Here is a 14,731-nt window from a genome sequence, read left to right as displayed (position 1 = left end):
CTCGTCTCCTTCCTCGCTGCGCTGGCTGGAGCATGCCAGCCTCTCACCTGGCGCGGCAATTTACCGAAATTGAGCATCCGGGCCGCCCGCGCTACCACTTTCGACACATTCGATTAGCTCGTGTGGAGAGTGACTCCAGATGATTGCCACGGCCTTTGTCGGCATCGCTCCGGCGTTCCGCAGCACAGCACTGCCACCAGGGTCGGAAGGGTCAGATGATGACGCAATGTTCACCTGACGTTCGTTCGGGATAATTCTACTTTTTCGCTCAAGACCGCTTCTCGATCGCTTCTGTTGAAGCGCAACGACGCTGCCACTTTTTCCCTTATTTCTTCCGCCGATTCTTCGGTTCGCACCGAAGGAATGGAAAAATCGGCGCATACATTCTTTAGCTTTTCGCTCCTGTCCATCCAGACAAGCAGCGGTCGACCGGACAGGAGGGAGAAAATTGCCGAATGGAGCCTGTTCGTCACTACAAAGCGAGCTTGTTCATAGTAGGAAAAAACCGTGTCAAGATCATGAGGTGCGACTACTTGCGCGTCACCCAGACCACACTGGTCCATGATCACGTTTGCCGCGCGTTTATCCATTTCCTCCCGTATATCGTGACATAAGACGACCATCTCGGAACGAGGGAAGACCCGCCTCAGTGCCTCGATCAATTCACGAAGCGCGGGTCCAGCCATCACCCGTTCCCCGTCAATACATGGCGCGATAATAACGCACGCCGATTCAGATGGGCTTACATCGGCTGCGTTGCGCAGCCTTTCAATTTGCTTGCTTGGATAAAATCCCATGTCGGCAGCGAGTTCTATTTTTGATCGCGCAACCAACTGCGAGGCATTTGCAACGGATGTAGCGTCACGGACGACGACCCTGTCGCAAAACCGCAAAACTCTCCTCCACAGAGCCTTGACCTGGATCTTCCGGATCGGACTCACACCTATTCCACGGGCTGTCACCCCGCCGCCGGAAAGACGAGCCAGAGCCAATCCGAAAACCAGGATGACCAGTCCTCTCAAGGACACATTGTCACGGACCAACTGGCCGCCGCCGATTACGACGTTGGATCGCCAGCAGGCGGCCAAAAAACTCGGAAAACTCCTGCTGTTGATGAGATGAACTCCAAGTTCCTCCAACCGCTTTCGAATTTGTGGCGCAATAGCTCCGTGTTGCCTGACAAGCACAAGCGAATCTTCCTTAGAGACCAATTCCAGGTTCTGAAACAGAAGAAACAGGTCACCCAGATTATTTAGGTCATCACTAAAGAATAGTATTTTTTGCCGCTTCATTTACGTAATTTTCCAGTAGATTATCCATTCGTACGCTCAACTGGATCCCATAACCTCTCAAAACACCTATACCACCAAATACAATCACCGGGCAGCTACATAATAGTACTAGATAGCATTACAGCTCAGAAACAGAGCTCTGCGCGACCTGAGCTTTTAGCCAATGCGCTGGTAGCAGCAATGTTGCGGGCTGAACATTGGTCCGCACCGCGGCGCGTCATGCCGAGGGAATCGAGTTGCTGTGCAATCCCAGTGCCGGGGCAGGCGGGATGGACGGTGACGCTCCGGAGAAGATCTGCAGATGCAGAGGCGGCGGTGATCGCGAGACATGCCGCTCCGATTGCCAGCCGAGTAAACATAGTAAGAGACCTTACTAGCCACGGGGCATCGACCATGCCGTCCCTTGGCAGCTTCGGCAATTCGCCGAAATGGAGGAACGAGCCGCCCCCGCTACCTCTTTCGTTGGCGATTCGTATCCTATTTTCCGTCAAGGCGCGGCAACGGCTTCCGCAGATGGGTATAAAGTTGCCGCCCGTACTCCGTTTGCAGTGCTTGTCGGCGGCAGTTCGTTTAACGAGGATTCTGGCTGGCAAGCTCGCACGGAATGTTCGATGCCCCTGAACAGGGTCAGCCGCCCAAGAGCTCGGGCTCCGCACATCGCCCACGGCAACCCGGCATCGCCGGGGTAGATGTGTGCATTTTGAGTGGCTGCGCCGCAACATTGGAACCATGGCCCCATGCAGATCTCGTTCATCGGTCTTTTAGTCTGCGCGGGAATTTTGCTGGTCGGAGCTTTTTGCCGGTCCCCCTTCATCATCGGGCTCATCGTTTCGTTGGCTTTCGGCGCGACAGCGTTCGTGACACTCACCGCAGTTGGCGGATCGTCGCCGCTGATCTACACCTTCTTCGCCGCCCTTCTGATATCGGCTGTCGCTGCAAGGCGCCCGTTTCCGCGGGAGCTCGGCAACGTGTTCGGACAGATCCGCGTGCTCTGGGTCCTTTGCAGTCTCATGGCCTACGCCGTGGTCGGCTCGTGGTTGTTTCCGCGCCTTTTCGCGGGACAGACGAGCGTTTTCGTCCAGTCTGCGATGCGCCGTGGGGTCGTGGAGGCTTCGCTTGCGCCCGTATCCGGCAATATCACACAGACTGGCTATTTCGTCCTGGGTGGACTCACGGCAATTGCGTTGTCCATTCTGCTTCTGCATGAAGACAGGATGGACGGAGTTCGCCGAGGCTTTCTCGTCTGGTGCGGTGTCCACGCCGGGTTGGGGCTGATTGATCTTTTGGGCAAGATCGCTGGAGCCGGTGACGTCCTGGGGCCCATTCGGACAGCCAGCTACGCTATGCTTACAGAGGTCCAGGAAGGTGGTTTTTGGCGCATCACCGGCGTCAATTCGGAGGCATCGACCTTTGGTGGTCTGTCACTCGTCTGCCTGTCGTTCTGTTATGTTTACTGGCGCCGGACCAAGTCACGCCTGGCGCAAGGGCTCGCCGCGTTGCTGCTGGTCCTGCTTGTGCTTTCCACATCCTCGACCGCGTATGTCGGTCTGGCATTATTAGGGATTCCCGTCGTGTTTTCGATCATGCGCTCTTTTCTGTCTGGCCGCGTCGACAGGGACGAGATTTTAATTGTGGCACTCCTCGGAGTCGCTGCAGTCACAGTCCTCACCATAATTTTTTTCGATCAGGGATTTTTCTCTCCGTTTGTCCATCTGATGGATTCCACGATTGTCAACAAGGCCGCCTCAGCCTCCGGCCAAGAGCGCGCCTATTGGAACATCAAAAGCCTCCAGGCATTCGTCGACACAAGCGGACTCGGCGTTGGTCTGGGCAGTTCACGTGCATCGAGCTGGGTAATCGCGGTGGTTTCACAACTTGGCCTCGTAGGCGGGGTCATGATGGCGACACTGTTGCTGGTGGTGGCGAGGGGTATGGGAAATCTCAAGCGCTACGCAGATCCAGAGACAAACGTGCTGGTCTCGAGCATTCAGGCAGCCGCTCTGGCTTCAATAATCGCCCAATCGTTGGGCGGCGGGAGCGCCGACCCAGGAATGTTTTTCTTTATTGCCTTTGCCGTCATTGCTGCGAGCAGGGCCCGTGCCCGCAGCCAGAAACGCGCCGCAACGCACGCCTCGACGCCCCTGAGGCCTGCCTTCCAGACCGGGCGGCGGAATGACTATGCCGGTGCCGGCGGCTGGCGATAGCAAGGGATCGAGCTACTTCGTGTGAGCTCCGGAATGAGCTTGATGTGAATTGCTAGGTCTAAGGGTCTTGTCCCGCCGTGTGGTGTAGCTCGGCAGCACACGACCCGAACCAGGTCGAGAACAGCTGGAACGCGCTGCAAGCTCCTGTGCCACTTTCCCCAGCAGTCCCCGGCAGGATCAGGGAGCGCTCTTTCAGTGGAGGATGGCCGCCTCACAGGAAGCGCTGTCGTCGCAGATAGCTGGCGAAGTATCCGCGAGCTCACTTAGGAGATCGTCCAGCGAGTCATATTGCGCTTGTAGCGACGAGTCAGCCTCGTGCCAAGCCGGCCGCGTTGAGAACAAGCCGAAAATATCGTCGGATACGAATTGCGGCTTCCAGGCCAGGGATCCCAGCAGCGAACCTTCGTAACGCGTCGCGATCTCGGATGGCTTGTACCCCATTAGCTCGAGCAAGGTCGGCGCAATCGCGAAATGGCTTGCGTGGCCCCGGTATCGGTCGGCAACGTCCCGGAAACGGTCTTGGAGTTTGGCATTCCCGGAGACGACCATCAGCGGCACGATTGCCTCCTGCGGATCGACATTTCCGGAAGTGGTGCAATGCGTCAGGCGACCAGGGCTGAAGTTCTGCCCGTGATCGGACGTATAGATAATCGTCGCGTCGCTCCCATCCGTATCGCGGATCAATCGGGAGATTGGCCGATCGGTCGACCAGCGGACAGCCTTCGCATAACTCTGGAGTTCCGCCGTGAAGCCGCGTGTATCCGCCCCGGCTGCGTGGTCGGAGGGAAGGCCCTCAGGCGATCCGTCGCTGTATGGGAAATGCGCGCCATTCTTGTTTGCATAGATGAAAACAGGGTCGCCGCCGCTCATTTCCTCCAGGGCGATGCGGACGAGTTCGTCATCGACGGCATGCAGCGGCAATGTGCCGTCGAACTTGTAGAACCGATCGATCAACATCGCCTCGGCGGGAGTCATGTAGTTTTGGAGTTTGCCATTGACGGCGTCGAAGTGGCTTCTCGGCTGTGCATCGATAAAAACCGTGCGGAAACCCGCCTTCTTGGCGTATTGCCAAACCGTCGGGCTCGTGTGGACAGAGCGGACAAGATTACGGCGATCAACCATGAACCGAAGCAGAGCGTTCGACAGGTGCGAGCAATTGCCGCTCGATACCGCTGGACTGAAGTCGATCAAACGGTCGCGAAGGGTGGCCAACTCCGGAGTAATCGTATTTCCAGGTTTTAGGCTCACGAAATCGGAGCGGATGCTCTCATCGACGACTAACACCACGGCACGCGCCAATGGCGGGCCCGCTGTCATCGAAACGGCGTGTCGCTCCTCGTATACGCCCGTGTTGATCTTGTAGGCCGCGACAGCAACCAACGAAAGCGGAGCGAACTGCATCGGCATCCCTTGGGAGCCTTTGCCGTCCCGGGCAATGACGACGCCTGCTATGAGGAGAACCGGCAGCATGGGCAGCCAGGGCGACCAGTAGCGGGTCATGCGCATGCGCCACGGGCCGATGGCGGGAGGCATCGCAATTGCCACTATGCCTAATACGAAAACGGAGAGGGCGGACCAGACCGCATCCGAATAGAACTCTGACGCCCTTTGCATTTCATGGCGAGCCGCCCAAAAATTCAGCATGTCGAATATGTAGAACTCGGATCCTTGTACCAGATAGTAGCCGTAGGCAGCAGCACTCGAGCTGGCCAGAGGGATGGCCCAGAGAAGCCGAACGAAGAGACGGGGCTGAAAGGCGGCAGCCAGCGCGGCGGCCAGCGAAACAAGCCAGACCAGACTGAAGATTACGAGGCTCAACAGCCGCTGGTCGGAAAGCATCACTCGCAGGCGTTCCGCCACGCCCTGGTTGGTGAGAACGATCAATGTGAGCAACAGCCCACATTTCAGAGCAAGACTGATGTTATGCCTCGTCATCAGCGCCCCCGTTATTGCGAAGACTTGCCGCTCATGGTCCCTTGGACCGGCGCCGATTCTATTGCCGGTTAGGCATTCATAAAGTTGTCACAATGGAGGATGGCTCCCCCGAAGGAGTGGAGATCGGGCGTCGATTAGACGTAGGAGAACGAGGGAACGGAACACCTTCAGCGCGACTGTTTCGGATTGACAAGCGCGCGCAGTTTTCCTGATCCCGCGCTAGAGCGGGATCAGCTCCGTACCTGTGCGATGTCGGGTGATTCCAGTTACCGCAAGAATGCTCTAAAGTCCGGCGCTTTCGCTGACTGGAACGTCCTCGTGAACCCTCTGGTCGTGCCGAAAACTGAGGCAACTGATCGGAATCGAGGAGAGATATAGGACCGTAAAGGTCACCAGGAATTCGCGCGGATACAGGACCAAGGCTACCGCCAGCACGGCAATGGCTGCGAGAACGCCAGCGCGCGATGATCTGAATGGAAGAACCCAGTTCTTCCCTGAGAAGGTCGGGACTCTCGACACCATCAGAAGGGCGATAAGCAGCGCATGCAAACCCATCCACTGCAGGGCGCCTGGCGTCGGCATCGTCAACGAGACCGGCAACAGGACGGCCAGCGCGGCTGCGGGTGTCGGCATGCCGGTAAAGTAAGCCTTCCTCCAAGCCGCTATTTCCACGTCGGATTGCGCGGTGAAGCGAGCCAGGCGTATGGCCGAGGCAAGGGCGAACACCATCAGGCACAGGCTTATCGGACCGGTTATCGCATCGCCGGCCCAGAAGAACAGAAGCACGATGGGCGCGACGCCAAAACTGAGGAAGTCGGCGAGGCTGTCGAATTCGGCTCCAAAGCGCGACGACGCATGAAGGCGTCGGGCGAGCCGGCCATCGAGGCCGTCGAGGATTGCCGAGGTGACGATCGCGACCAGCGCATAATCGTATGCACCGTCAACCGAAAACCGGACCGAGATCAGCCCCGAGCAAAGCGCCAGCGCCGTGACTGCATTCGGCAACAGCCGGGCTATTCGGGGAGAATTCTCCTGTCCATGCAACGAGCGCCAAGCAACCATGGAATGCCTCCTCCGCCCTGACAATGATCGGCGACCATCCAGCCCGGATGTGCCGACTACCCTCTGCGCGAACTCCTATGAGACGGTGTCAAGCTTCCGCGGTCAATTAACGAAATGGACTTAGCTTCGGCGAAGATGAGGTATCCCTCGCCCATCTGGCGATGAATTCGCGTTATCATGCGACCGAGAACAAGACGGAGAGTGGATCGACCTTACCCCTGTTCCGCCGGAACAGCCATCCCGATTTCCGCCAGCACCTCGGCCGTGTGTTCGCCGAGCCGCGGGACTCCGCGATCAAGCGCCAGCGAGGCGCCGGAGAAGCGGATGGGCGTGCGAACCCCGGGTGAGGTGCCGGATGCCGCGCCGGTGTGCGGCGTCTCGATACGCATCTGTCGGTGAAGAATCTGCGGATCGGCGAAGACGTCTGAGACGGTGTTGATCGGGCCACCCGGCACGCCGGCTGCCTCGAGCTCCGCCAGCAGCGCATCCCGCTCGAACTTTGCCGTTTCGAAGGCGAGCTCCGGGGCAAGATTGTCGCGGTGCTGCACGCGGCCGGCATTGGTCCGGTAACGCTCGTCGGCTGCGAGATCGGGCCGCCCGAGCAGTTCGCAAAACTTGACGAACTGCCGGTCGTTGCCGACGGCGACGATCAGGTGGCCGTCGGCGGTCGGGAACACCTGATAGGGGGCGATATTCGGATGGGCGTTGCCGAGCCTGCGCGGTGCCCTACCCGAGACGAGGAAATTCAGCGCCTGGTTGGCAAGCACCCCGGTCATGCAGTCGAGTAGCGCCATGTCGATGTGCTGACCCTCGCCCGTGCGCTCGCGTTCAGCGAGCGCCGCCTGCACCGCGATGACGCCATAGAGCCCGGTGAAGATATCGGCAAAGGCGACGCCGATCTTCTGCGGCTCGCGGTCCGGCTCGCCCGTGAGGTCCATGATGCCGCTCATGCCCTGGATGATGTAGTCGTAGCCGGCGCGGCTCGCATAGGGGCCATCCTGCCCGAACCCTGTGACGGAACAGTAGACCAGCCGCGGATTGAGCTTCTTCAGGCTCTGATAATCGAGGCCGTATTTGGCGAGCCCCCCGACCTTGAAATTTTCGAGTAGAACATCGGACTGTGCCGCAAGCCGGCGCACGGCCTCCCGCCCCTCCTCCTTCGTGAAATCGAGGACGACCGAACGCTTGCCGCGATTGCAGGCATGGAAATAGGCCGCGTCGAGCTTCTCGCCGCCTTTTCCTTCAACGAAGGGCGGCCCCCAACTGCGGGTGTCATCGCCAGCTGGGCTTTCGACCTTGATGACATCGGCGCCGAGATCGGCGAGCGTCTGGCCGATCCAGGGGCCGGCGAGAATGCGTGCGAGTTCGAGGACCCTTATCCCTTTCAGAGGCGCTTCCATCGTCGCCTCGCTCAGAAGAAGGCCTGCAGCCCGGTCTGGGCGCGGCCAAGAATCAGCGCATGAACGTCGTGGGTGCCCTCATAGGTATTGACGGTCTCCAGGTTCAGCATATGGCGCATGACCTGGTACTCTTCGGAAATACCGTTGCCGCCGTGCATGTCACGAGCCATTCTGGCGATATCGAGCGCCTTGCCGCAATTGTTGCGCTTGACGATCGAGATCATCTCCGGGGCCATTCGGCCCTCGTCCATCAGCCGGCCGACACGCAGCGAACCCTGCAGCCCGAGGGCGATCTCGGTCTGCATGTCCGCAAGTTTCTTCTGGAAAAGCTGCGTCTGGGCGAGCGGGCGGTCGAACTGCTTGCGGTCGAGGCCATATTGCCGCGCCGCGTGCCAGCAGAATTCCGCCGCACCGAGTGCGCCCCAGGAAATACCGTAGCGGGCGCGGTTGAGGCAGCCGAAGGGTCCCTTCAGCCCCTCGACATTCGGCAGCAGCGCCTCGTCGCCGACCTCCACGTTGTCGAGAACGATCTCGCCGGTGATCGAGGCGCGCAACGAAAGCTTGCCGGCGATCTTCGGCGCAGAAAGACCCTTGAGCCCCTTCTCGATGACGAAGCCGCGAATGGCGTTGCCATCCGCCTCCGACTTCGCCCAAACGACGAAGACGTCGGCGATCGGCGCATTGGAAATCCACATCTTGGAGCCGATCAGGCGGTAACCGCCGTCGGTTTTCACCGCCCTCGTCTTCATGCCCGCCGGATCGGAGCCGGCATCGGGCTCCGTCAAGCCGAAGCAGCCGATCCACTCGCCGCTGATCAGCTTCGGCAGATATTTCTGCTTCTGCGCCTCCGAACCGTAAGCGAAGATGGGATAGATCACGAGCGAGGACTGCACGCTCATCATCGACCGATAGCCGGAATCGACACGCTCGACCTCGCGAGCAACAAGGCCGTAGGCGACATAGGAAGCGCCGACCCCACCATAAGTATCGGGGACGGTAACGCCGAGCAGTCCGAGATCGCCCATCTCGCGGAAGATCGCCGGATCGGTCTTTTCCTCCCGGTAGGCTTCGATCACACGCGGCTGCAAGTTTTCCTGGGCATAGGCACGCGCCGTATCGCGGATCATCCGCTCGTCTTCGGTCAGTTGATCCTCGATGAGGAAGGGATCGTCCCATTGGAATTGGCTTTTGCCGGCCATGTCTATCTCCCGTCGTATTCCCATGCTTGCGCGTTATCGCAAGCGGGCGGCAGCGTTTCAAACGAAATTGAGGCACTGGCTGATGCGCCTGATGCATGAGTCGACCAATCAGCACGGTCTTCGAGTTGGAACCGGGAACTTGCTACCCTCGCCGCTTGCGAAAGTAGCAACGCATGAACGTGATTCCCGCTGTGATAGCGGCCGTGCCCGTCTGACTGTGAGGTGTAACAGAACCTACAACAAACTGACATTTGACCTTCACGAAGGGCGGATATGGCAGCTGTCATATTTATCGGTCTCGCAGAGAGGACCCTGCCCCATGTTTCACCTGAGGGATGTGACCCGTCAGTTCGGCAAGAAGACCGCGGTCAGTTCGGTGACGTTCGACATCCCTCCGGGACAAATGGTCGGCATCATCGGCCGCTCCGGCGCCGGCAAATCGACGCTTCTGCGCATGATCAACCGCCTTGTCGATCCCTCTTCGGGCGAGATCGAATTTTCCGGCGTGAAGGTCTCGTCGCTGAAGGGCGCGGCATTGCGCAACTGGCAACGCGATTGCGCCATGATCTTCCAGCAGTTCAACCTCGTGCCGCGGCTCGACGTGCTCACCAACGTGCTGCTCGGCCGGCTCAATCACCGCTCTACGATTTCGAGCGTCCTCAACATGTTCAGCCGCGAGGAGCGGATCATGGCGGTCGGTGCGCTCGAGCGGCTCGGTATCGAACAGACGGCGCTGCAGCTTGCCGGCACGCTTTCCGGCGGTCAGCAGCAGCGCGTCGCGATCGCCCGCGCCCTGATGCAGCAGCCGAAGGTGCTGCTCGCGGATGAGCCGATCGCGTCGCTCGATCCGCTCAACGCCAAGATCGTCATGGACGCGCTGCGCGACATCAACGAACGCGACGGCATAACGGTCATCACCAATCTGCATACGCTCGATACGGCACGCAACTATTGCGAGCGCATCATCGGCATGGCCCATGGCCGCGTCGTCTTCGACGGCCAACCGAAGAACCTGACGGCCGCCGCCGTTGCCGAGATCTACGGCGCCGACACCGCCATCGAGGAATCGATGACCTCGACAACCATCAACATTCCCGCGGCCGTTCCGCAGGAACAAACGGCATCGGCCAGCTTGAAGCCGCTGGCACTGGCCGGCCTCTGAGGCCCGCCGCGATCGAATGCCCGCGTCAAGGGCGCCCAAATCTCTGCACATTCGCAAAAACGGGAGACGAACCTCATGTTGAAGAAATCCCTTCTCGGCGCCGTTGCGCTTCTTGCCCTTATCGGCCATGCCCAGGCCGAAGATCTCAAGGAATTCCGTATCGGCATCCTCGGCGGCGAAAACGAAGCCGACCGCCTGCGCAACTTTCAATGCCTCGTCGACAAGCTTCCCGCGGCCATTGGCGTCGAAAAGGTCTCGCTTTTTCCGGCGGCCGACTATGACGGCGTCATCCAGGGCCTGCTCGGCGGCACGCTCGACTATGCTGAGCTCGGAGCTTCCGGCTACGCCAAGATCTATCTCGCCAATGCCAACGCGGTCGAGCCGATCCTGACAACCGTCCAGACCGACGGTTCGACCGGCTACCATTCGATCATGGTCGCCCGCAAGGACTCCGGCATCACCAAGCTCGAGGACCTCAAGGGCAAGAAGCTCGGCTTCGCCGACCCGGACTCGACCTCTGGCTACCTCGTTCCGCTCGTCACCCTGCCGGAAGCCATCGGCGCACCGGTCAAGGAATTCTTTGGAGAATCCGGCTTCGGCGGCGGCCACGAGAACCTCGTGCTAGAAGTCCTGAAGGGCAACTTCGACGCCGGCACGACCTTCGGCTCCGGCGTTGGCGAATTCAAGGACGGCTACACCTCGGGCAATCTGCACAAGATGGTCGAGAAGGGCATTCTCGACATGAACGAGTTGGTCGAACTCTGGCGTTCGCCGCTGATCCCGAACGGCCCGGTCGTCGTCCGCTCCTCGATGAACGACGACATGAAGGCGAAGTTCAAGCAGTTCATGATGGACCTGCCGAAGACCGACGCCGCCTGCTTCTCCGCCATCCAGGGCGGTGACTTCACAGGCTACGTCGAAGTCAACAGCGACTTCTATAAGCCGATCATCGACGCCCGCAAGGCCACGATCGGCGGCTGATCGTCATTTGAACGTCCTGACGCCGGCTGCTGCCGCAGCCGGCGTTCGCTCGCATGGCGGCGCTGCCATTTGCGTCACCGCCACATCTATTGATTTGCCGCATTCGCGCGAGTCCGGGCTGTCTCGCCTGATTGCCGATGCTCAGAGAGGCCGGTCCCGCCGGAATTCCGATGGCCACTTCCATGCTGTCCAAGCCGTTGAGCGAGAGCGGCGCACTCGTCGAGCGTCACTGGCAAGAGCTCAGTGCCCGGCGGCGCATGTACACCGCGCTCGGTGTCGCGCTGCTTGCATTCACGCTCTTTGCATCACTCTGGTTTGCCAACGCGTCGAATGCCGGGAAGTTCTTCGATCGCCTGCCGCATCTCTTCGACTTCTTCGGCGACCTGATGCCACGCGAACTGATGGAGATCCCGCGCGCCCTCTTCGATCTGCCCTCACCCTATAATGACGGCAGCTTCAAATACAATTACCCGGATGGGCGGCTGTATCTGACCGATGGCATTTATGTGCCGGAATATTTCCACAAGATGCTGGAGACGGTGAATATCGCCATCTTTTCGACCGCGATCGGCGCCTTCTTCGGCTTCATTCTGTGCTTTGTCGCCGCGCGCAATCTCATGCCCAATCCGTGGATCCGCGGAGCCGCGCGGCGGATGATGGAAGTGCTGCGCGCCTTTCCTGAGGTGGTGATCGCCGGCTTTTTCCTGGCGATCCTGTCGCTCGGCCCGATCCCCGCGATCGCTGCCGTTTCGATCCATACGATCGGAGCGCTGGGCAAGATGTTCTTCGAGGTGGTCGAGAATGCCGACATGAAGCCCGAGGAGGGCCTGCGTGCCGTCGGTGGCAACTGGCTCGAGCGCGTCTGGTTCGGCATCGTTCCGCAGGTCCTGCCGAATTTCACCAGCTATTTCCTGCTGCGCCTCGAGATCAACGTGCGTGCCTCGACGATTATCGGGGCAGTCGGCGGTGGCGGCATCGGCGAACTTTTGCGCCTGTCGATCGGCCAGAACCATCCAGCGAAAACGCTGGCGATCGTCATGCTGCTCTTAACGACGATCATCGCCGTCGACCAGTTTTCCGCCTGGCTGCGTCGCCGCCTCGCCGGCGATCAGGCCTTTGCGTTTGACCGGTAAGAGGAGCGGATCATGATCGCCTCGACAAAGCCCAGCGTCCTCGAAATGGAAGCGATCGCGGCCCGCCACCCGCATCTTCTGAGGTCCTCCTCCGAGAAGCGGTTGAAGCCACTTCTGATCGGCATCGGTGTGGTGGCCTATCTCGTGTTCAGTTGGTGGTTTTTCTCGATCGGCCACGTGCTTGCCACCGCCAATTGGGGCATCGCCGGCACTTATCTTGCCGACTGGGTCTCCTACGAAATCCGGCCCGATATCGAAATTGCCCCCGATGGCGCGATGAGCGTTTCGTATCAGCGCAATTCGCCGCTGGGCAAGAATCCGGCTCCGAAATGGGTCTCGCTCGAAAGGCATACCGTCACCCGGACAATCGAGCTGCCGGCGGCGGACAAGGTCGAGAAGCCGAAGGCGAATTCCTCCTTCAGCTTCATGGCGCCGCGAGCAGCGCTCGGCAAAACGGCAGAACCGGCGCCGCGGCCGACCCTGAACCAAAGCCGCACGGAAGAGATCGTGACGCGCGCCGTTGTCATCTATGACCGATTGACGCGGATCGAAGTCGCCGACAAGCTGGTAACGGCAAGCCACGCCGGCGAGACTTTCAGGATGACGGTCGACGGCGGCGCCGCCGTCACGCCGCTAGGCCCCCTACCCCAATGGGCGACGCAGAAACGACCGGGCGAAAAGATCATCTTGTCCTTTGGCCTCACCGGCTGGGCGGAGGTGGAGGGTGACGAGGTCTCGATCCGCAATCGCTTCTTCGGCTGGGCGAATTTCCTCTTCGACGCCAACTCGCCGTTTTTCGGCAAGTCCTACGGCGAGGTCGCGTCGCTGATGCTCTTTGGTGAAAGAATCGACCCGCACCGCTCAAATCTTGCACTTGCGTGGAACAACATCCTCTACAATGCGGAGTGGCAGCATCTCGACGTCTGGACCAAGCTCCTGCAGACGATTGTCATGGCCTTCGTCGGGACGTTATTCGCATCTCTGGCGGCCTTCCCACTCTGCTTTCTTGCCGCCCGCAACATCACGCCGAGCGGCATCGCCAACCAGGCCATCAAGCGCTTCTTCGACTTCCTGCGCTCGGTGGACATGTTCATCTGGGCGCTCTTTTTCACCCGCGCCTTCGGGCCGGGTCCGCTTGCGGGCATCTCGGCGATCTTCTTCACGGACACGGGCACGCTCGGCAAACTCTATTCCGAGGCGCTCGAAAACATCGACGACAAGCAGCGCGAAGGCGTGAAGTCCGTCGGTGCGGCGCCGATCGCGGTGCAGCGCTTCGGCGTATTGCCGCAGGTCTTGCCTGTCTTTGCCAGCCAGGCGCTCTATTTCTGGGAATCCAATACGCGTTCGGCCACGATCATCGGCGCCGTCGGGGCCGGCGGCATCGGCTTGAAGCTGTGGGAGGCGATGCGCACCAATTCCGATTGGGAAAATGTCGCCTATATGGTGCTTTTGATCTTGATGGTTGTCTTCATTTTCGACAGCATCTCCAACGCGTGCCGGTCACGGCTTATGGGACGCAAGGTACAGTGATATCCCGTTCGCATTTTTGCGGGATGCCATCACGATGTTGTCACGCAAATCGGCTAGCTGCGCATATCACCCCAAACAATCGACCCACCGGGGCGGCGGGTCGCTGACGAAGAAAGCAGGACCCGTGCGCTACGCAATCTTTTTCGCACCGCCGGCCGATGACCGGCTGTCGGTGACAGCCTCCCATTGGCTCGGGCGGGATGCCTTCACTGGCGGCGCCCTCGCATGGCCGGAGACCTCCCAGCTGCCACCGGAACAACAGCTGGCGTTGACGGCCGAACCGCGCCGATACGGATTCCACGGCACGTTGAAGGCACCCTTCGCGCTGGCGCCCGGCCGCAGCGAAGCCGAGTTGATCGCGGCACTCGACGAATTCGCTGCCGAGATCGAACCCTTCACGGTCCCAGAAATCACACTTCAGCAACTCGGTCCGTTCTTCGCACTCGTCCCCTCCTGGGACTGTCCTGACCTCGACGGCTTGGCAGCGCAGGCGGTCCGCCGCTTCGAACCGTTGCGGGCGCCGCTTTCGGAAACGGACATTGCCCGCCGCAATCCCGAGAGACTGACGGAGCGCCAGAGGGACTATCTCACCAGCTGGGGCTATCCCTATGTCTTCGAGGAGTTCCAGTTCCACCTGACGCTGACCGGTCCGGTCCCTGAGGAAATGCAGGGCCTTGTCCGTGAGACGCTTGAACACGCCTTTGCCGATTTCATCGGCAAGCCGCTTGTCGTCGAAACGGTCGCGCTCTTCCATGAGCCCGGCCGCGGCGCGCCCTTCACCGTTCATTCCCTGCTGCCGCTTGGCGGCACATCCACACGAAAGATCGCATGAC

Annotated in this window: 11 protein-coding genes; 6 read left to right on the top strand and 5 right to left on the bottom strand. The window is 60.1% G+C overall.

Annotation, left to right across the window (positions count from 1 at the left end):
• Positions 1-230 precede the first annotated feature (230 nt).
• The gene (locus tag J2Z31_RS05110) at positions 231-1,292 is read right to left on the bottom strand and encodes a polysaccharide pyruvyl transferase family protein (RefSeq protein ID WP_209600775.1); all 1,062 of its coding nucleotides are present in this window, start codon (positions 1,290-1,292) and stop codon (positions 231-233) included.
• A gap of 737 nt (positions 1,293-2,029) precedes the next feature.
• Here J2Z31_RS05110 and J2Z31_RS05105 point away from each other — a divergent pair.
• Positions 2,030-3,496 carry a hypothetical protein gene (locus J2Z31_RS05105; protein ID WP_209600774.1) on the top strand — a complete coding sequence of 489 codons (1,467 nt, stop codon included), beginning with the start codon at positions 2,030-2,032 and terminating at the stop codon, positions 3,494-3,496.
• A gap of 192 nt (positions 3,497-3,688) precedes the next feature.
• Here the strand turns inward: J2Z31_RS05105 and J2Z31_RS05100 are convergent, their stop codons facing one another.
• The 4 genes from J2Z31_RS05100 to J2Z31_RS05085 all read right to left on the bottom strand — a co-directional run bounded on the left by J2Z31_RS05100 (position 3,689) and on the right by J2Z31_RS05085 (position 9,092).
• Positions 3,689-5,431 (bottom strand): sulfatase-like hydrolase/transferase, encoded by a 1,743-nt coding sequence (locus tag J2Z31_RS05100; protein WP_209600773.1) that lies wholly within the window; start codon positions 5,429-5,431, stop codon positions 3,689-3,691.
• A 282-nt stretch (positions 5,432-5,713) separates the two neighbouring features.
• A complete protein-coding gene (locus tag J2Z31_RS05095) occupies positions 5,714-6,493 on the bottom strand; it encodes a CDP-alcohol phosphatidyltransferase family protein (RefSeq protein WP_209600772.1) in 780 nt (259 codons plus the stop codon).
• Between the two features lie 212 nt (positions 6,494-6,705).
• The gene (locus J2Z31_RS05090; protein WP_209600771.1) at positions 6,706-7,893 is read right to left on the bottom strand and encodes a CaiB/BaiF CoA transferase family protein; all 1,188 of its coding nucleotides are present in this window, start codon (positions 7,891-7,893) and stop codon (positions 6,706-6,708) included.
• 11 nt (positions 7,894-7,904) lie between these two features.
• Positions 7,905-9,092 carry an acyl-CoA dehydrogenase gene (locus J2Z31_RS05085; protein ID WP_209600770.1) on the bottom strand — a complete coding sequence of 396 codons (1,188 nt, stop codon included), beginning with the start codon at positions 9,090-9,092 and terminating at the stop codon, positions 7,905-7,907.
• A 319-nt stretch (positions 9,093-9,411) separates the two neighbouring features.
• Between J2Z31_RS05085 and phnC the strand changes: the two genes are divergently transcribed.
• From phnC to J2Z31_RS05060, 5 genes are all read left to right on the top strand, one after another.
• A complete protein-coding gene (gene phnC, locus J2Z31_RS05080; RefSeq protein ID WP_209600769.1) occupies positions 9,412-10,254 on the top strand; it encodes a phosphonate ABC transporter ATP-binding protein in 843 nt (280 codons plus the stop codon).
• A 75-nt stretch (positions 10,255-10,329) separates the two neighbouring features.
• Positions 10,330-11,235 (top strand): phosphonate ABC transporter substrate-binding protein, encoded by a 906-nt coding sequence (gene phnD, locus J2Z31_RS05075; RefSeq protein ID WP_209600768.1) that lies wholly within the window; start codon positions 10,330-10,332, stop codon positions 11,233-11,235.
• 170 nt (positions 11,236-11,405) lie between these two features.
• Positions 11,406-12,368 carry a phosphonate ABC transporter, permease protein PhnE gene (phnE, locus tag J2Z31_RS05070; protein ID WP_209600767.1) on the top strand — a complete coding sequence of 321 codons (963 nt, stop codon included), beginning with the start codon at positions 11,406-11,408 and terminating at the stop codon, positions 12,366-12,368.
• A 12-nt stretch (positions 12,369-12,380) separates the two neighbouring features.
• Positions 12,381-13,898 carry a phosphonate ABC transporter, permease protein PhnE gene (gene phnE, locus J2Z31_RS05065; RefSeq protein WP_209600766.1) on the top strand — a complete coding sequence of 506 codons (1,518 nt, stop codon included), beginning with the start codon at positions 12,381-12,383 and terminating at the stop codon, positions 13,896-13,898.
• Positions 13,899-14,022: 124 nt separating this feature from the next.
• Complete coding sequence (locus tag J2Z31_RS05060) at positions 14,023-14,730, top strand: DUF1045 domain-containing protein (RefSeq protein WP_209600765.1); 708 nt, start codon at positions 14,023-14,025, stop codon at positions 14,728-14,730.
• The last annotated feature ends 1 nt before the right edge of the window (position 14,731 follow it).

It is taken from the genome of Sinorhizobium kostiense (assembly GCF_017874595.1).
GTDB classification, from domain to species: Bacteria; Pseudomonadota; Alphaproteobacteria; order Rhizobiales; family Rhizobiaceae; genus Sinorhizobium; species Sinorhizobium kostiense.
Note: the sequence above shows the minus strand (reverse complement) of the source record. Positions and strands in the feature narration are given on the sequence as shown.